This window comes from Anaerococcus sp. NML200574 (assembly GCF_026131665.1).
GTDB classification, from domain to species: domain Bacteria; phylum Bacillota; class Clostridia; order Tissierellales; family Peptoniphilaceae; genus Anaerococcus; species Anaerococcus kampingae.
Genome location: NZ_JAMXSM010000008.1, coordinates 18,154 through 37,385 on the forward strand (window position 1 = coordinate 18,154; position 19,232 = coordinate 37,385).

Annotated in this window: 18 protein-coding genes; 10 read left to right on the plus strand and 8 right to left on the minus strand. The window is 33.7% G+C overall.

Annotated features, from left to right (window positions below; genetic code table 11):
- Nucleotides 1–107: 107 nt before the first annotated feature.
- The 6 genes from NH286_RS05175 to NH286_RS05200 all read left to right on the plus strand — a co-directional run bounded on the left by NH286_RS05175 (nucleotide 108) and on the right by NH286_RS05200 (nucleotide 6,737).
- Entirely contained in the window at nucleotides 108–1,427 is a 1,320-nt protein-coding gene (locus tag NH286_RS05175; RefSeq protein WP_265214113.1) for a replication-associated recombination protein A, read from the plus strand.
- Nucleotides 1,417–2,805, plus strand: coding sequence for an asparagine--tRNA ligase (gene asnS, locus NH286_RS05180; RefSeq protein ID WP_265214111.1), 1,389 nt, complete (start codon nucleotides 1,417–1,419; stop codon nucleotides 2,803–2,805). Before NH286_RS05175 ends, asnS begins: the two co-directional genes overlap by 11 nt.
- An 8-nt stretch (nucleotides 2,806–2,813) precedes the next feature.
- Complete coding sequence (gene leuS, locus NH286_RS05185) at nucleotides 2,814–5,216, plus strand: leucine--tRNA ligase (protein ID WP_265214109.1); 2,403 nt, start codon at nucleotides 2,814–2,816, stop codon at nucleotides 5,214–5,216.
- 191 nt (nucleotides 5,217–5,407) lie between these two features.
- On the plus strand, nucleotides 5,408–6,001 hold the full coding sequence (locus NH286_RS05190; protein ID WP_106460629.1) for a TVP38/TMEM64 family protein: 594 nt from the start codon (nucleotides 5,408–5,410) through the stop codon (nucleotides 5,999–6,001).
- Nucleotides 6,002–6,009: 8 nt separating this feature from the next.
- Nucleotides 6,010–6,348: an SdpI family protein gene (locus tag NH286_RS05195; protein WP_265237403.1), complete on the plus strand. Its 339-nt coding sequence runs from the start codon at nucleotides 6,010–6,012 to the stop codon at nucleotides 6,346–6,348.
- A 77-nt stretch (nucleotides 6,349–6,425) separates the two neighbouring features.
- Complete coding sequence (locus NH286_RS05200; RefSeq protein WP_265237405.1) at nucleotides 6,426–6,737, plus strand: glutaredoxin family protein; 312 nt, start codon at nucleotides 6,426–6,428, stop codon at nucleotides 6,735–6,737.
- 79 nt (nucleotides 6,738–6,816) lie between these two features.
- On the opposite strand, the gene NH286_RS05205 is transcribed toward NH286_RS05200, so the two are convergent.
- The 5 genes from NH286_RS05205 to NH286_RS05225 form a co-directional block, all read right to left on the minus strand.
- Complete coding sequence (locus tag NH286_RS05205) at nucleotides 6,817–8,439, minus strand: DEAD/DEAH box helicase (RefSeq protein WP_265237407.1); 1,623 nt, start codon at nucleotides 8,437–8,439, stop codon at nucleotides 6,817–6,819.
- A gap of 170 nt (nucleotides 8,440–8,609) precedes the next feature.
- Nucleotides 8,610–9,023, minus strand: coding sequence for a DUF2871 domain-containing protein (locus tag NH286_RS05210; RefSeq protein WP_265237409.1), 414 nt, complete (start codon nucleotides 9,021–9,023; stop codon nucleotides 8,610–8,612).
- On the minus strand, nucleotides 9,016–9,681 hold the full coding sequence (locus NH286_RS05215) for a hypothetical protein (protein WP_265237411.1): 666 nt from the start codon (nucleotides 9,679–9,681) through the stop codon (nucleotides 9,016–9,018). Before NH286_RS05215 ends, NH286_RS05210 begins: the two co-directional genes overlap by 8 nt.
- 66 nt (nucleotides 9,682–9,747) lie before the next feature.
- Nucleotides 9,748–10,296: a TetR/AcrR family transcriptional regulator gene (locus NH286_RS05220; protein ID WP_265214096.1), complete on the minus strand. Its 549-nt coding sequence runs from the start codon at nucleotides 10,294–10,296 to the stop codon at nucleotides 9,748–9,750.
- Between the two features lie 40 nt (nucleotides 10,297–10,336).
- On the minus strand, nucleotides 10,337–10,657 hold the full coding sequence (locus NH286_RS05225; protein ID WP_265214094.1) for a DUF4491 family protein: 321 nt from the start codon (nucleotides 10,655–10,657) through the stop codon (nucleotides 10,337–10,339).
- Between the two features lie 159 nt (nucleotides 10,658–10,816).
- Here NH286_RS05225 and NH286_RS05230 point away from each other — a divergent pair, with 159 nt between their 5' ends.
- Together NH286_RS05230 and NH286_RS05235 are read left to right on the plus strand one after the other, a co-directional pair.
- Nucleotides 10,817–11,221, plus strand: a complete 405-nt coding sequence (locus tag NH286_RS05230; protein ID WP_265214093.1) for a helix-turn-helix domain-containing protein — start codon at nucleotides 10,817–10,819, stop codon at nucleotides 11,219–11,221.
- A 9-nt stretch (nucleotides 11,222–11,230) separates the two neighbouring features.
- Nucleotides 11,231–11,578, plus strand: coding sequence for a hypothetical protein (locus NH286_RS05235; protein WP_265237413.1), 348 nt, complete (start codon nucleotides 11,231–11,233; stop codon nucleotides 11,576–11,578).
- A gap of 40 nt (nucleotides 11,579–11,618) precedes the next feature.
- Here NH286_RS05235 and NH286_RS05240 read toward each other — a convergent pair whose 3' ends face one another.
- The 3 genes from NH286_RS05240 to NH286_RS05250 form a co-directional block, all read right to left on the minus strand.
- Nucleotides 11,619–13,379, minus strand: coding sequence for an ABC transporter ATP-binding protein (locus tag NH286_RS05240; RefSeq protein WP_265237415.1), 1,761 nt, complete (start codon nucleotides 13,377–13,379; stop codon nucleotides 11,619–11,621).
- On the minus strand, nucleotides 13,376–15,115 hold the full coding sequence (locus tag NH286_RS05245; protein ID WP_265237417.1) for an ABC transporter ATP-binding protein: 1,740 nt from the start codon (nucleotides 15,113–15,115) through the stop codon (nucleotides 13,376–13,378). Before NH286_RS05245 ends, NH286_RS05240 begins: the two co-directional genes overlap by 4 nt.
- 167 nt (nucleotides 15,116–15,282) lie before the next feature.
- Nucleotides 15,283–15,894 carry a hypothetical protein gene (locus tag NH286_RS05250; protein ID WP_265237419.1) on the minus strand — a complete coding sequence of 204 codons (612 nt, stop codon included), beginning with the start codon at nucleotides 15,892–15,894 and terminating at the stop codon, nucleotides 15,283–15,285.
- A 52-nt stretch (nucleotides 15,895–15,946) separates the two neighbouring features.
- On the opposite strand from NH286_RS05250, the gene NH286_RS05255 reads away from it, so the two are divergent.
- Nucleotides 15,947–18,139: a DNA internalization-related competence protein ComEC/Rec2 gene (locus NH286_RS05255; protein WP_265237421.1), complete on the plus strand. Its 2,193-nt coding sequence runs from the start codon at nucleotides 15,947–15,949 to the stop codon at nucleotides 18,137–18,139.
- Entirely contained in the window at nucleotides 18,136–19,149 is a 1,014-nt protein-coding gene (gene holA, locus NH286_RS05260) for a DNA polymerase III subunit delta (protein ID WP_265237423.1), read from the plus strand. Before NH286_RS05255 ends, holA begins: the two co-directional genes overlap by 4 nt.
- The last annotated feature ends 83 nt before the right edge of the window (nucleotides 19,150–19,232 follow it).

Consider the following 19,232-nt stretch of genomic DNA (forward strand, 5'->3'; position numbering starts at 1 on the left):
CCACGAGCCGGCAGGCTAGGCCAAAAATTTTCTAAGAGAACCCTCTAATGATGGGATGATAGTTATTCATAATTTTGCAACAGCTCTTTTTCTATTAAGGAGGGCAAATGGATTTATTTGAATTAAATAGACAAAGAGAACTTTCAAAAAATGCACCTCTTGCAGATAGGTTAAGGCCAAATTCTCTTGATAAATACATAGGTCAAGAACATTTGGTAGGACATGGTAAGATTATCAGAAGGATGATCAAGGCTGATAGGATTTATTCTTGTATATTTTATGGACCACCTGGAATAGGCAAGACTACTCTTGCAAAAATCATATCAAACACCACAAACATGGCCTTTGAAGAAGTATCTGCTGTAGCTAGTGGCATAGGTGATTTAAAGGAGAAGGTTCAAATTGCAAAGGATAATTTGTCTTATGAAAATAAAAGGACCATACTATTTGTCGATGAGATCCATAGATTTAACAAAAGCCAGCAAGATTACCTTTTGCCTTTTGTAGAAGATTCGACTATAACCCTGATTGGGGCAACTACAGAAAATCCATATTTTGAAGTAAATAAGGCTCTTATTTCAAGGATGTATGTATTTGAGCTTAAAGAATTAAGCGATGATGACCTTAAAAAACTTATAGATCTTGCCCTAAAGGAAGATGAGATATTAAAAAATAAGGACATTAGGTTAAGCGATAATGCTATTTCCACCCTTGTAAGATATTCTAATGGCGATAGCAGGGCCCTATTAAATGCTTTAGAAATCGCCATATTTTCAGAAGATGAAAAAGATGGTAGAATAGATATAGACTCTGCTACTATCGAAAATTCCATAAACAAGAAAATTGCCGTATATGATAAAAATGGCGACAGGCATTATGATACGATTTCTGCCTTTATTAAGTCTATGAGAGGCTCTGATATTGATGCAGCTCTTTACTATCTGGCAAAGATGCTAGAATCTGGCGAAGATATCAAATTCATCGCAAGGAGGATGATAATTTTTGCAGCAGAAGATATTTCAAATGCAAATCCTAATGCCCTAGTCCTAGCTAACGCTTGTTTTGAAGCGATTGATAAGATTGGCATGCCAGAAGCAAGGATTATCCTGGCCCAGACTGTGGTTTATCTAGCAGCAAGCCTAAAGAGTAATTCGACCTACCTTGCAATTGACAAGGCAATAGATTTTGTAAGAAACAATAAAGATAGTACAGTACCAAATAAGTTAAAAGATAGTCACTATGCTGGAAGTAAGAATCTCATAAAGGATGAGTATTTATACCCACATGCTTTTGGTGGCTATGTAAAACAAGATTATCTGCCGGATGATTTTGTTGAAGAAAAATTTTATGAGCCTATTTTAAAAGGCTATGAGAAAGAAATGATCGAAAGATTAAATAAAGTTAAGGAAGGCAATAATGAAGATTAGAGAATTATTAGAGAAAGCGGAAAGTTTAGTTGATAGTGAAGTAGTTATAGAAGGTTGGATTAGAAACTCTAGATTTAGTAAAAACGTGGGTTTTATCGATTTAAATGATGGATCAACCTTTAAAAACCTCCAAGTAGTAGTGGGCAAAGAAATTGAAAATTACGATGAACTTGATAAACAACACCTATCTGCAAGTCTTAAGATAGAAGGTAAGCTTGTTTCAACTGGAAAAGATAACAATCCATATGAAATTCAAGCAGCTAAGGTAACTGTTCTTGGTGAATCTTCAGAGAAATTCCCAATTCAAAAGCAAAGACAAACCTTTGAATTTATGAGAACAATCCCTCACTTAAGACCTAGAACAAATACATATAGAGCTGTATTTAGAACAAGATCAATTTTAGCCTTTGGACTTCATAAATTTTTCCAAGAAAGAAACTTTGTATATGTAAACCCACCAATTATCACATCAAGTGATGCTGAAGGTGCGGGTGAGATGTTTAATGTAACAACGATTGACCCTAATGATCCACCAAGAAGAGAAGATGGAAAAGTCGATTACAACAAAGACTTCTTCAGCAAAAAATCTTACATGACAGTATCAGGCCAGCTTGAGGCTGAAGACTATGCCCTAGCTTTCGGAAATGTTTATACCTTTGGACCTACCTTTAGGGCTGAGGTATCAAATACACCTAGACATGCTGCAGAATTCTGGATGCTTGAGCCTGAAATGGCCTTTGCTGATTATAATGTATGCATGGATACTGCTGAAGATATGATAAAATACGCAATTGACTATTTACTTGAAAATGCAAAAGATGAGATGGAATTTTTCAACAAATGGATTGATAAGGGCCTAATCGAAAGACTAGAAAAACTAAGAAATTCAGAATTTGCAAGAATCACTTATACAAAGGCTATAGAATTATTAAAAGAATCTGGAGAAAAATTCGAATTCCCAGTTGAATGGGGCATGGATCTTCAAACAGAACACGAAAGATACCTATCAGAAAAAATTGTAAATGGTCCAGTATTTGTAACTGATTATCCAAAAGACATTAAGGCCTTCTATATGAAGAGAAATGATGATGGTAAGACAGTAGCAGCCTTTGATATGCTTGTTCCTGGAGTAGGGGAGCTAATCGGTGGTTCTCAAAGAGAAGAAAGATACGATGAGCTTGTAAAATCTATGGAAGATAATGGCTTAAATCCAGAAGAATATCAAAACTACCTAGATCTAAGAAGATTTGGTACAGTAGTTCACTCAGGTTTTGGACTAGGTTTTGAAAGAGCAATGATGTATGTAACAGGCATGAAAAATATCAGAGACGTGATAGCTTATCCAAGATATGTAAACGCGTTTGCTAACAACAACTAGGGGGAACAATGGTAGAATATAATCCAAATGCCATAGAAAAAAAGTGGCAAAAAAAATGGGAAGAAGAAAAAACATTTAAATCAGAAATAGATTCATCAAAGAAGAAATTTTATCCTTTAGTAGAATTTCCATATCCATCTGGACAAGGCCTACACGTAGGCCATCCACGTCCTTATACTGCCCTTGATGTAGTGGCTCGTAAGAGAAGACTAGATGGAGAAAATGTAATGTATCCAATGGGTTGGGATGCTTTTGGCCTACCAGCTGAAAATTACGCTATAGAAAATAAAATCCACCCAGCAATTATTACAGAAAAGAACATAAACCACTTTAGGGACCAAATGAGATCAATTGGCTTCTCATTTGATTGGGACAGGGAAATAAATACAACAGATCCTGATTATTATAAATGGAGCCAGTGGATTTTTATCCAAATGTTTAAAAAAGGCCTAGCTTACAAGTCAGAAACATCTGTAAACTGGTGCCCATCATGCCTAGTTGGCCTTGCCAATGAAGAGGTAGTGGATGGAAAGTGTGAAAGATGTGGAGCTGAGGTAGAGCATAAGCTAAAAAATCAATGGATGCTAAAGATAACTGCCTACGCAGACAGACTCATAGATGACCTAGCTGAAGTTGACTATGAATCAAGAATAAAAGCTAGCCAAATAAATTGGATAGGAAGAAGCCACGGGGCAGATGTTAATTTTAGCCTAAAAGATAGGGATGAAAAGCTTACAGTTTATACTACAAGACCAGACACAATCTTTGGTGTAACCTATATGGTAGTTTCACCAGAACATCCAATCTTAGAAAAATTTAAGGATGATATCAAAAACTACGATGATATCCTTGCTTACAAACATAAGGCAAGCTTAAAATCTGACTTTGAAAGAAGTGAGCTAAATAAGGATAAAACTGGGGTAATGATTGATGGCCTATCAGCAATTAATCCACTAAATAACAAGGAAATTCCAATTTGGGTATCAGATTATGTCCTAATGTCCTACGGTACAGGAGCAATAATGGCAGTACCTGCTCACGATGAGCGTGACTTTGAATTTGCAAAGAAATTTGATATGCCAATAATTCCTGTTTATGATTCAAAAGATGAGCTTCCTGTAACAGATATTGAAAAGGGAACAGCTATAAATTCTGATTTCTTAAATGGCCTATCTGCAACAGAAGCCAAGAAAAAAGCCATTGAATATGTAGAAGAAAATAAACTGGGAGAAGCTAAGACAAACTTTAAGCTTCGTGACTGGGTATTTTCTAGACAAAGATATTGGGGTGAACCAATTCCAATGGTATATTGTGATGAGTGCGGTTGGGTGCCAGTAGATGAAAAAGACCTACCAGTAAGACTCCCTGAGATAGAGTCTTATACACCAACAGCCACAGGTGAATCACCACTAGCTAAGATAGATGATTTTGTAAATACTACCTGTCCGCATTGTGGAAAACCAGCAAGACGTGAAACAGATACCATGCCTCAATGGGCAGGATCAAGCTGGTATTATCTTAGATATGCAGATCCACACAACCACGAAGAAATAGCAAGCAAAGAAGCTCTTGATTATTACACACCAGTTGATTGGTACAACGGAGGAATGGAACATACCACCCTTCACCTTCTTTACTCAAGATTCTGGCACAAATTCCTTTATGATATAGGTGTAGTGCCAACAAAAGAACCATACAAAAAGAGAACAAGCCATGGAATGATCTTAGGATATGATGGCCAAAAAATGAGTAAATCAAGAGGAAATGTTGTAAATCCTGATGATATAATAAGAGATTTTGGTGCAGATACCCTAAGAACCTACGAAATGTTCATGGGAGATTTCTCATCAGTAGCCAAGTGGTCAGATGAGGGAGTTAAGGGATGTAGAAAATACTTAGAAAGAGTCTTTAACTTAATCGACCTTGTAGAAGATGGGGATGACTATAGCAAAGAGCTTGAAGTATCAATTAACCAAACTATCAAAAAAGTAAGTGATGATTTTGAAAATCTTAAGTTCAATACAGCCATAGCCGCCCTAATGAGTCTATTAAATGAAATGAGAGCTCTTGGTAAAATCACCAAGGCTGACTTTAAAACCTATATAACCCTACTAAATCCAGTAGCTCCTCACCTTACAGAGGAATTATGGCAAATGGCAGGCTTTGATGGAGAACTTAACCAAACAAGCTGGCCAAAATATGACGAATCTAAGCTAAGCTTTGATACAATCGACCTACCAGTCCAAGTAAATGGCAAGGTAAGAGGAAAGATAACAATAAGTAAAACAGCAAGTAAGGAAGAAGCTCTAGACTTAGCATCTAAAGAAAATAATGTAAATTCTTATATAGAAGGCAAGGAATTTAGAAAAGTAATCTATGTTCCAGGCAAAATTCTAAATCTAGTAGTTTAAAAAATATTTAAAAAGAGAAAATCTTCGGGTTTTCTCTTTTTTGATGATACGCTGAAATTTTATTATTAAGGAATTCTTAAAAATTATAACTTTTTTTAAAGTCATAATTGTGTTATTATATAAGAAGAACTTGACAGTTAAAAAGCATTAATGTATGATATCACTACATACATCATACAGTAGAGGCGAAAATGAAATCTTTTATCAAAAAAAATTTATTCAATATAATATCAATAATCCTATTAATAATAGCCTTAATACTTGCTTTTATAGTTTATAAGAAGGGCTACTTTAACTCTCTAGAAAGCTTCAGAGAACTGATTTTATCTAAGGGAGCCTGGGGTCCAGCTGTATTTATGATTATTCAGATAATACAGATAGTAATCCCGATAATACCAGGAGGCCTTACCTGTGTAGCAGGAGTAGTTATATTTGGGGCCTTTTGGGGCTTTGTTTATAATTATATCTCAATTTGTGCTGGTTCAATACTTGTGTTTTTTATTTCCAGAACCTTTGGTAGATCCATAGTAATAAGGATTTTTGGAGAAGATACATATAATAAACACAAGGATAAGCTAAAAGAGAAGACCTATGACAGATTTTTCGCCCTTGCTATATTTTTACCTGTAGCTCCTGATGATTTTTTGTGTTACCTAACTGGCCTAACTGATATAAGTGTAAAAAAATATATAGCCATAATCTTATTGTGTAAGCCAGCTAGCATCTTGGCCTATTCCATGGGATGGGCTCTTGGTTTAGACTTTGTGATGAAAAGTATAAGATAGGAGATAATATGAATTTTGAATCCTTGCCTATATTTTTAGTACCAGCTTATTTGGTATTTGTAGGTTATATTTCAAATATGATAAAGAACAAAGAAATAGATAAAAAATATGGTTATAGGAGCGATTTATCAATGAAAAATAAGCAGAATTGGTATTTTGCCAATGATTTTATGGCCAAAGGTGCCTTTAGCCTAGCTATAGTTTTTATCATCCTTGGCCTAATCTTAAATAAATTTGTTAAAATGTATACCTATAGAAAGATCATCCTAGTAATTATAGAATTTATGGCCTATGTAATTCTTGGAATTATTTTAGAGTCCAGGCTTAAAAGGGTTCACAAGAAGTAGTTTTATTAAGTTTTTTCTTATAAGCTTTGGGTAAATATATATTAAGTAAGACGTTAATGTATATAGAAAGGATTTTTATGAGAAAAGAAATAGTAAGAGAATGGGATTTTGAACTTTATTTTAAACCTGATTGCCCTTATTGCTTAAAAGTTTTAAATTATTTTAGAGACAATGATATAATCAAGTTTCCATCATATAATACAGAAGATGTAAACTGCGGTTATGAAAACCAAGATAAGTTAATCGAAGTAGGTGGAAAAGTCCAGGTTCCTTGCATGGTCATAGATGGCAAAGCTATGTATGAATCTGATGATATCATAGCCTATGCCAAGGAAAATTTCCTAGAAAAAGCCAAAGAAAATAAGGCTAAAAGAGAAAAAAATAAATAAGAATTTTAAAAGCCCAAATTTTGACTTAAGTCAATCTATATATTAGATTAGCTTCAAAAAAACTTGGGCTTTTCTTATTTTATTTTTTAGCTTCTTCAACTTTTACTTTTTTACCTGATATTTTTTTGTTATTTAATCCTTTAATAGCCTTATCTATTAAGTCTTTATCTATATCTACAAAGCTGTAAGATTTTTGAATTCTAATTTGGCCAATTTGATCATTTGGAATATGTCCAAGTCGGTTTAGGGCCTTAACAATTTTATTTGCATTGAAATTATCAAGTTTTCCCCTGTTTATAAATAAGGTTGCCATATTTTCATCATTATATTTTGGATGGGCCTTCTTACTCTTAGCTTGCTTATTAGATTTTTTTGCCTTGTTATTATCGATACCATCAATTTTTTCGTGATGATTTCTGGTTGATTTTCCAAGCTTTTCGCTTAGAAGGACCTGGGCAATGATGAAGGGATCGTAACCTTTTTCCATAAGAGCTATTAAGATAGCTTGTTCCTTGTCTGACTTAGAATAATTTTCTAGCTTAGAGCTAATTTCCTCAATAATATTTTCTTCTTGACTTTTACCCATCTCAGCTAGGCTTGGGATTTCCATTTCCTCTATATGGGCCTTGGTATATTTTTCTATAGCCTTTAGTCTTTGCCTGTCCTTACCTGCTATAAAGGAGTAGCTAACACCACTTTTACCAGCCCTGGCAGTCCTTCCTATCCTGTGAACGTAGTATTCATCTAGTTGGGGTAGGTCATAGTTAAATACTATATCTACATTATCTACATCTAGGCCACGGGCAGCTACATCAGTTGCAACCAGGATATGGATAGTATTGTTCCTAAACTTTTTCATCACCTGGTCTCTTTGGCCTTGTTTTAGATCCCCATGGAGGCCATCTACAAGATAAGATTTTTTGCTTAGATTTTCTACAAGTCTATCGACTTTTCTTTTTGTATTACAAAATACTATGGCAAGTTGGGGCTTATTTATCTCAAGTAGCCTGGTTAGGGTCTCTTCCTTATCAGCTTCCTTCATAGGGATAGAAAATTGGTCAATTCTATCAACAGTTAGTTCTTCAGCTTTTATCTTGATAGAAACAGGATTATTTTGATAGATTTTAGAAAATTCTGTTATTTCCTTACCCATGGTGGCAGAAAAAAAGCAAGTTTGTCTTTCTTCACTTGTCGCATCAAGTATAAATTTCATATCATCCCTAAAGCCCATATCAAACATCTCGTCTGCTTCATCTAGGACTACTATATCTAGCTTATCTAGTTTAAGAACCTTTCTTTTCATCAGGTCTATTAGCCTACCAGGTGTACCGACCACGATTTCTACACCCTTCTTAAGAGCTTTTATTTGTCTTACGATTTGGGTGCCGCCATAGACAGATAAGATTTTGATATCCTTCTTATATTTAGCTAATTTTTCAATTTCTTTTGTTACTTGCATACATAATTCCCTAGTTGGGCATAGGATAAGGGCTTGTGTTATTCCGTTTGTCTCTACTTTTTCAACAATAGGGATAGCAAATGCTGCAGTTTTGCCTGTACCTGTTTGAGCTTGGCCAATCAAATCTCTACCTTCAAGGAGGACAGGGATGGTTTGTTCTTGTATTGGTGATGGACTTTCAAATCCCATGTCTGCTAATGCTTTTAGTGTTTCTTCTGATATTTTTAATTCTTTAAATTCCATTAATTGTTTATTTTTCCTTTTCTCTTTGCTAATTAAAAAAGGCAGTCGCCATAAGACAACTGCCAAATACTATATTTATTATACCCTGACTTAATTATTAATCACTCATTTTAAGAAACATTTAGTTTGCCATACAAAATATCAATTAACTCTATTATAAGAAAATGAACTTATTCTTTTACTAAACTTTTAAGAAAAGAATAAAGAAAATAAAAAGCAAGGGCAAGTATTATATGGCCAAGGCCAGCAAAACCTGAAATACTTGCATCAAGAGCAATTTGATTTAGGTCATAAATTTGATAAAAGCCCCTGACAACTAGACTTAAAAGACTTAAGCTAAGGCCTATATTATAGGTGATATAAAATCTTTTTTCTTTCTTAATATCTGAAGAATTAAAGTTTTTAGCAAATAGGGCTAAGATAAGAAAAATTATAAAGCCAAGTACAAGGCTGTGGCCATGGGCAAGGGCAAGGCTTGTCCTGCCTGTAAAGCCTATAAATTTTGTAAACTCCCTATAAAAGGCTCCTATAAATAAGCCAAAAACTCCATAAGTAAAGGCTGTTTTGATATATTTTCTAGTCATTATTTTCTCCTTTCATTGCCAAATAACCAATAAGAATTGTCCATATATAGGTGCAGGTTTTTGGTATCATTAATATGCCGATAAGAGGCATAGTTTTTTCAAATAAGACCACCGGCAAATAGAATCCAAAGCTTAGAACTATGGTTAACCAGAGATTTTTAAAGGCTAGGTCTCCTTCTTCTCTAGATTTCTTATAGAAAATGATTATTATAAGGAGTCCTAAGATAGCAAAGGGGATATTTCTATATATAGCCCAAGCAAATGGTGAATTTGTACTCAAAAACATATTTTCTGGGCATAGGACCAGGCTAATCCTTAATAAGGCTAAGATCCATATTAGTATAGTTAAGCTTTTCCTATCCTTAATCTTGTAGCGCAAACGCCAAATATAGTATAAAATTAGGTAAAATATGGTCATCGTGATAGAAGTAATTAACTTACCAAGACCAAGAGCAAAGGTCCAGTTTTCTAGGACTGTAGTATTTAGGGCTAGGGCTCTGGGAACTAGGTGGAAAGCATCTCCTAGGCCTAAAACAAGGGCCATTAGGCCAAATAAGAAATATTGCCTATCTTTTCCCTCTCTAACCATCCTCATACCAAGGAATGTCACAGTTGTTAGGTAAAAAATATCAAAGAGACTTTCAAATATAGCTTGCATATTATCCTTCTTTCTGAACACTGTTCATTTTTGAGTTTTAGAAAACCCGCACCTTTTGCGGGTCTTTTAATAAATAATTTTTTCAATGACCTTTAAAAATAGGTCCTTATCGTAATTTTTGTCGACAATAAAGCATATGCTTGTGGTAAGGATATATTTTATAAGGTCATCCTTTGAAAAAGTATCGTTAAAAGTAGCTTGCTTAATTTTTTTATCCTCATTAAGAGCACAAATCATTTCTTTTTTGAGCTTTTCAAGATAGACATCCATAGAGCTTTTAGCCCTATCCTTGTTTTTTGACTTGAAAGATAGGGAGTGGATATTAAAAAAATTGGGATACTTTTTAATACCTGAGATAAGATGGTCTAAAACATGGTCTAGATATTTTATAAAATCATCAAAAGCCAGGCTCTTATCATCGATTCTAAATATATCTTCCCAAACACTTTCTATGGTCTCTATCAACAAATCATCCTTCGATGGGAAATAGTTGTAGATTGATCCTACAGCAAGATCGCATCTGCTTGCAAGTTTTCTTATACTAAGGGCATTTAGCCCTTCTTCTGCTACAATTTCTCTTGAAAATATAAGGATTTTTTCTTTAGAAATACTCATTAAAACTCCTCATGAACATTGTTCATTTTCATTATAAGGTCTATTTATCTTTTGTCAAATTATTTCTCAAATCATCATAATATTTTTTTCTATTAGGATTTTCTGGAAACCAGCCCTTAAGTACTCTTTCCTCTTGTTCTGCCACTTCCTTTATTGACCAAAAACAGCAGCAAGCAATGACTCCAGCAAAGATGCTAGGTATTAGGCTCTTAATTAAAATTGAAACAAGAGTAAAGATAAGTCCTGCTAGAAAAAAATATTTATTAACCTTTTTACCAAAATAATATTCTCCCTTTATCACTAGGGGATGAAAAATCCCTATAAGAAAAAATGTCACTAGACCAACTAAAATTCCTTCCATAAATCCTCCTTCTATAATTATCTAATATATAGGCTTATCAGTCAAATAATATTGAAATTGACCTATGTAAAAGAGTTTTTACATAAAAATAAGCCAATGTAAAGTATAATTGATAGACGAAAACAAAAAAATAAACTAAGATATCTTTAGGAGGTAGGGATGAAGATTGGAGAAAAATTAAAACAAGCAAGATTAAATAAAAAAATGACCCAAGAGGAAGTAGCAGACAAACTTTACGTTTCTAGACAATCCATATCAAATTGGGAGAATAACAAAACTTATCCTGATATAGGAAATGTTCTTGCCTTATCCGATTTATATGAGATTAGCTTGGATGAACTTTTGAAAGGAAGCGATAATTTTATGAAACATTTGGAAGAATCAACAGATATAGTAAGATCAAACAAAAAACTCATATTTTATATAATTATGGGCCTGGTCGCAATGGTTGTTATGGCAATCTTTACAGAATTTTTACCGGAAAAAGTAGTTTTAATTGCTATATTTACTCTGGCAGTAATAGTAACAGGCTTAGTTTATAGTGAGATTATTAAAAGATTTTAGGAGATGGAAATGGATATAAAATTAATAATAATGGTTATAAGTGGGGCAGTCTTTGTGGTTGGTGGTTTTATCCTCCAATACAATATCTACAAAATGACTCAAATTGATGCAAAAGCGAGAGGACTTAAACATCCTAGATTATTGGGTGTCTTAAATATTTCAGGAAACAACGGCAATGCCTTTTTGCTAGCATATTTAATAGGCAGGAAAAAATACCCAATACAAAATATTTCTAGCAAAGATTTGGCAGTTCTTCAATCCTATAAGAAAAAATCTCTCCTTGCCTTATCAATGAATCTTATAGCATCCTTGGTTTTTGTAATAGCCTTTATATACTATAAGGGTATGACATTTTAAAGACCTAAAAAGCTTAGGCTATTTTACGCCTAAGCTTTTTTTATATATATAACTCTGCTTGAGTTGTAAACATTTCCTTATAAAGCCCATCTTCTTTCATGAGTTGATCATGAGTGCCATTTTCTGTGATCTTTCCTTTATCACACACTATAATCCTGTCTGCATATTTGGTAGATGATAGCCTGTGGGAGATGAAAAGCGATGTTTGGCCCTTGGAAATTTTTAGCATATTTTCAAAAATTTCCTGTTCGCTCCTTGGATCTAGAGCACTGGTTGGCTCATCCATTATGAAAAATTTCCCTTGGTGGAAGATTGAACGGGCGAGGGCAAGCTTTTGACCGATTCCTCCAGATGGCTCTACTGACTTGTCTGAGAATAAATAGGTGAGGAAGGTATCTTCTTTTTCTACTTGTTTAGATATCCAATCAGATAAATTTAGAAGGTCAAAGGCCTTATCCATATTTTCATACTCAAGATCTGTAATATCTTCCTTCAATTTACTTGTGATATTTTCGCTAATCCTAAATGGAAATAGCCTAAAGTCTTGGAAGGTAGGGGATAGGATCTCATAGTATTTTTTGGTCGATATCTTACTTATATCAATATCATTTAGGTAGATAGTGCCTCCCGTTGGTTCGTAAAACTTACACAATAGTTTTACTATAGTAGATTTACCAGCTCCATTTTTGCCCACAAGGGCAAGAGTTTCGCCATTTTTTATTTCAAAAGAACAGTCTTTTAGGACATAATCTTCACTTGCTGGATACTTAAAGGATACATTGTCAAATCTAATCCTAATCTCATTTGTATCAAAATCGGTGATTTCTCCCTTATCAAGAAGCCCTTCTTCCATTTCAAGGAAGTTAAAAAATACTTCTAATTGAGCATTTACAGAAATAACCTTGGCGTAGTTTTGCTGGATAAGGTTGGTTGCGTTTATCACCTGTATTAGGGAGTTGAAATACATGGTGAAGTTTGCAAGGCTAATTGTCTTATCGATTAATTTATAGGTAAGATAAATTAAAGTTAAGATAATTGACCCATTGGCACTTACATTCATGATACCAGTGTAGATGCCATTTTTGTTGAAGTATTCTGTTGAAGAATCAATCATCTCTTGCTGGTAGAAGTCTGCTTTTTCTAGGACTAAATCTTGGCTTTCATAGATTTCTATATCCTTAAAATACCTAAGATCTGCCGCAAAATTTGCAAAAAATCTATATGTCCTTAAATCTGAAATATTATTTTCCTGGTATTTTAGTTCATTTTCCTTAATTAGACTTACTATTTTTTTGTTTATCAAAACTAATAAAATTAGCAAGATGATTATTGCAGGATTTAGCTTTACAAGTATTCCTAAAGCTAAGATTCCAGTTATAGCAGCTGATATTACCAAGATTATTATGTCATAGAGGGTGTACATTTCCCAAACCGCATAGTGGGCTTGTTCCATCATATCCTGGATTTCCTTACTGTCAGACTTTTCTATGGGTAGCCTTAGGGACTTTTGTGCAATCTTAAAGGTAAGTTTATCTGACATATCTTCAAAGGTGAGAGTTAGATAATTGTTTAGCCATCTATGGGTTACTTCTTTGATAAAACCTAGGCCTATAACCAAGAGTCCAAGACCTAGGCAGTAGGAAATTCTTTTTTGTCCCATAAGCTCATCAATAATTAGTTTTGGAGCAAAAATATTTATAAGCGGCAAAAATCCCAGAACAAGGTTTGTAATAATTACCCTAAGAGTAAATCCTGGCTGGTAGGTATCTATTAATCTAAAGAGTTTTCTAATATTTTTCATAGGACCTCCTTGTAATTTTTTGCTTGGAGACTATAGAGGTCTTTATAATCTTCACATGTCTTCATCAGCTCATCATGAGTCCCGTTTGCAAGTATTTCGCCATCTTTAAGATAAATTATCCTGTCACAAAACTTAGTTGATGCCAGCCTGTGGGAGATGAAAATCGAAGACTTATCTTTTGTCAGATCATCATAGAGCATATAAAGCTCTCTTTCGTTTAGGGCATCAAGCTGGGCTGTTGGCTCATCTAGGATTAAAAGCTTGGCCCTAGACTTAGCTATGGCTCTGGATAAAAATAGCCTTTGCTTTTGTCCACCAGATAAATCAACCCCATCATTGTCTAAAATTCTAAGTAGGGTCTGGTCGTCTTTTTTCTCATACTTATTAATGATTTCATCTAGGTGGGTCATTTTGTAAATATCATCTATATTTTTATCCTTAGTTGACATAAGGATATTTTCCTTAAAGGAAAATGGCAAAAGATTTGAATCTTGGAAAACAGCTGAAATTAGCTTTTTATAGTCTATATGAGAATTTTTTACATCTTCTCCATTTATTAAAATAGTGCCTTCTGTTGGTTCGTACAGACCTGCAAGAAGTAAGGCAAGGGTTGACTTACCAGCACCATTTTCTCCTACAAGAGCGATAGTTTCAGAGTCTTTTATCCTTAGATTAATATTTTCTAATACATAAGAATCAGTACCTGGATATTTAAAAGAAACATTGTCAAGGACTATTTCCATTTGGTCTGGATAAAGTTCTTGTTTTTCATCCTTATAGACATCTGTAATCTTAAAAAATGGCTTAAACATGGTAAAGTTTCTTCGAATATCAGAAAAAACCCACATAGTTTGATGGTTAAAAGCAATAAAGGCAAATATCGCTGTAAAATATACATAGAAATTCGCTATAGAAATCTTTCCTCCAATAAGACCTGTCATTAGCCAATAGATTATAAGTCCGTCCCTGATTAGGTTAAATACATTTGCCAGGGTGAAAATTCTTAGAGTCTTTGTGTTGACATCTCCTAGGCGGATTATCCTGTCCCTATTGGTTTTGCCATAATAGGATTTAAAAATCCTGACTGTGTCAAAGATTAAAATATCCTGCTTGGATAGGGGAGATTTCATTTCGTTATTAAGCTTAGAAAACTTATCCCAGTTTGGACTCATTTCTTCCCAGTACTTGTCATATGACTTAGGGACTTGGTTTAAAAGCAACCATGAAATTATGGTTAGGATTATTGTTGTGGCTAGAACCCAAAGGTCCATAGAAGCAAAAATCCACAAAAATCCTCCAATCGAAATAAGAAGGGCAAAGATTTCTGGCAAATCCATCATAATGCCACCAACACCGCCCCAAGGTGATTCTACTGCCTTCATGGCATCACTTATTTTCTCTGATTCTGATTTTTCTTTTTTAAGAGCGTAGGGTAGGTAGAGCGAATACTCTGTAATCATATTCATTAGCTTATAGCGGACGTGGTTCATCCTCATCCTGTAATTGCCCATAACAAAGGCATCAAAAAAGCTAATTAATGAAGAAATAAAAAATAAGCCTATAAAAAATACTGGAAAAACTTTAGGATTTTCCTGGTAGTTTTTTAGGATATAGGCAGGGGAAATAATCCATAAGAAGGGTTTAATCCCTACAAATAGACCATAAAGTGTGATTAGTAAAAACATGATTGGCTCCAAATGAGCCATCTTTTTAATCAAAAATTTAAATTCTTTCATAGTGCCGAAATTTCGGCATCCTCCTTGTTTTTTCTTATGTAAGTCAAGGAGCTATCCTTACTTACTAGTTACTTGCTTCTTTTCCTTTTCTTAATTTTGTCATTTTTCTATTCTCCTTTCTATAAATTTATAATAATTTACCTTACTACAGTACTTTTGTCAATATCTTATCTACCAGCCATAAAGCTTATGATAGTATTTTTCCCATCCTTGTGTACATCTAAGACCTTAAATTTTATAATCTTATAGGTGTTGTTAAAGCAAATATTAGAATTAATTACAGTTCCAAGTCCTGTAACTTCAGTTATTCCAGCCTGAGAATTGATAGGTAGGCTTGAGTCAATAGCATAGTTTATCATCTCATCAAAAAGCTCTGGGTCAATATCATCTCTATAATTAATAAGGCTTATGTAGGCCTCATCTTCATTTAGAAATAAATTTGTCTTAATCTTGCCATAAAATCCTTCAAGGAAAATTTGAAAGAGGATATAGGCTGTGTTGTAGGATAGGTTTCTGTATCTTAGATTCTTATCTACTTCAAGGACCACTTCTTCTTCACTTATCTTTCCATCTACAGAAATTAAGAGCTTGCCTCTATTTTCCTTTACCTCTATAATTTCCTTATCATCTAGGCTCTTATAATCATTTATTAATTCGTTATCATCAGCCATAAAGATATTTTTATCGACTATAACTTGGCTTATGTTATTTTTAAATCTCTTATCGAGGACTTTTGCCTTGATATTTAATATTTCAGGATAATTTTCATATATTTTCATAGGTCACCTCTAAATCTATTATAACATATGATATAATTAAATAGAGGTTTTTATGAAAAAAAATTTATCTTTAATCCTCCTAGGCCTAATTATGGGCATAGTGGGTTTTATAAATTTTGAAAATCTAAATATATTTAACCTAGGACTTGTAAGCCTAAGCCTTGCCTTTGTCCTTTATAGGAAAAATAGGGATTTTTCTCTAGTAGTTCTTGCAATTTTCTTGGGCTTTACTTTAAGCTTTATTAGGCTTTCTTCCTTTAATTTGCATGAAAGTGATATGGAAAATGTCCAGGTTAAGATTTTGGAAAAAAGAAAGTCAAATGACTCCTACAGGTATACAGTCCACATAAAAAATAAGGACTATGACCAAAAGGCCTTTATCTTTGATGAGGGAGATTTTGATATAGGAGATGTAATGGATCTTGAGGGCGAACTTAGGCTTATCAATAGGAATACCAACCCGAATTTATTTAATTTTAGGTCTTATGCTATTTCAAAAAATGTAAGCCTTGAATTTAAGCCTAAAAATCTCCATCAAGAGATTCTTAGAAGTCAGTCTAAAAATATATTTCTAAAGATAAGAAAGGGATTTTTTTCTTACATAAACAGGATTTTTTCTAATAACTTATCCAAGAAATCATCAGATTTTGTAATTTCACTTTTGTTAACAGATAATCTGATTGACAGGGAAAGCCTTGGCAAGATGGGCCTTGCCCATATTTTGGCAGTTTCAGGTCTTCACATGGATATGCTAATGACATTTTTATCCTTTGTTGGCCTTAAGCTAAAAATTCCTTATAAGTACACCAGGATAGCAGGTCTTATCCTAGTTGGACTTTATGCCTATATAATCGGTTTTCCCTATTCTGTCCAAAGGGTCCTTATAATAAATTTGATAGGCTTTGTGGGATTTTTGTCTAGAAAACCAATAGATAGGGTCAAATCATTAATAATTGCAGCCTTAATTATTTTGCTGATAAATCCTTTTGCTATTTTATCATCGGGCTTTATCCTATCCTTTGTAGCATGTCTTGCAATTTATAGGATTTACCCACGCTTTAAAAAGCTCTTTAAAGAAGGATTTATAAGAGATTCCTTTGCCTTTACAAGTGCTATCCAGCTTTCCACCTTGCCCTTTGTTGCCTATTATTTTAGGTATTATAATCTCTTATCCATACCAGCAAACTTTTTAATTGTACCAATATTTGAAATAGCCATATATTTGATGTTTTTTATTATCTTTACCTATCCGATTTTAGGAAGACTTCTTAAATTAGCCTTCCTTGGCCTGGATTTACTGGTAAATTCCATGCTTGATATGACAAGCTTTTTAGGTTCTATTTCATTTTTAAGCCTAGATTTTGTGGCAGAAAATATTTTGGTATCCATATTTTTATTTATACTAATTTATATATTTGCCAATGTAAAGGTAAAGAAGAACTTTGGTAAATTCCTAGGACTTTCCCTTGCTATAACTTCCATGTCGCTAGTCATGGATTTTATAAATAAAGACATAACTTATCAGATGATCGACATAGGCCAGGGCGATGCCTTTTTGATAGATGATAGGGGCAAATATTATATGATTGATGTAGGAGGACCTAAGTATAAGGACTATGATTCTGGAGAGAGAATCCTTGTGCCATATCTCAAAAGCATTGGGGTTAAGGAAATTGAGGGAGTCTTTATAAGCCATGAAGATAAGGACCATGCTGGTAACCTCAATTACTTGCTAGAAAATCTTAGGGTTAAAAATATAATAGTTGATAAGTCTCTATCAAAAGAATTTAAGGATAAATACCAGGCGAAGATAATAAATATAGGCGATGAAGTTAAGCTTTCTGATGGTTTTATCAGATGTATTTATGATGGGGAAAATAATGAAAATGAAAATGATAAGTCAATGGGACTATTGATAAATATAAAGGGTAAGACAATCCTAAGCCTAGGAGACCTATCAGCTGAATTTGAAAATAAATTAGACCAGAGGGCTGATATATTAAAGCTATCCCACCACGGGTCAAGGTCATCTTCAAGTAAGGAATTTATCGATAGGGTAGATCCAGATATTGCCCTAATATCAGCAGGAAGAAATAACACCTACGGCCACCCAAATAGGGAAGTTTTACATAATATTAGGGGAATAAAAACTTACAACACCCAAAGCGATGGCCTAGTTAAAATTAGGGTTAAAAATAAGGAAATTAAAGTAGAAAAATATTTGAAAGGAGGGTTTTTTAGATGAAATATGTAGATTTTTTTAAAAGTCTAAGTGGTAATCAAACTAGCGGAGTTTATTTATTTGATTCTGAGGAAGAATACCTCAATACCACCCTGATAGAAGAGGCAGAGAGAAAAATAAATATAAAAGACTTTAACCTAATCAGGATAAAGGGCGAAACAGACTACGAAAGTCTCAAAAATTCCTACGAAACCTATCCTGTCATGGAAGATAAGAAGATAATAATCTGGCAGAATATAGACCTAAGTAAAGATAAGGTCGCTTCTTACAAAGAAGTCTTAGATGAGCTAAGCAAAGATTTGGCAGATTTCCCAGCCTATGCTACTCTTATGATATTTTCAGATAATAAGCCGTTTAAGGGCAAGTTTTACAAGGAAGTTAAAAAGCAGGGAAATATCGTAGAAATCGAAAGGCTAAATAATAGGGAGCTGAGGTCCTTTATTGGCAAGAGATTCTTAAGCAAAAATAAGAAAATTTCAAACCAATTTATTGGAGAAATAGTAGACAGGTTTTCCTATCTTTCCTACAATAGCGAAGTAGACTTATATGAAATAGTAAACTCAGTAGATAAAATTATATCAAATTCAAATAATGAAGTCATCACAAGAGAGGATATAGAAGACCAACTAGATCAAGTCCTTAACCTATCCATATTTAACCTAACAGATGCCCTTTCCAAAAAAGACACAAAAACAGCCATGAAGACCTTCTTATCCATGGCAAAATCAGGAGAAGACCTTTTTATGGTCTACCATATGATAATAAGGCAAATAAGGATTTTAACAACCATAAAAAGCCTAAGTCAAGCATCCTACAACGACTCCTTTATGATGAAAACAGCAAAGATAGGAAGCTTTGAACTAAAAAAAGCCAAGGATTTTATAAGAAATTTCAGCCTTGATGAATTAATCGATATAAATGAAAGGTTATTTGATATGGAAAAAAGAAGCAAGTCAGAAAATTTTGATATGAGAGATGAGCTCTTGAAGTTGATTGCCTTTGTGGGGATTTAGGTATTTAATTGAATATGATTGGATTAAAAAAGAACGTTGCTATTAAGACGTTCTTTTTAGTTTATTATAAGATTTTTATCGAT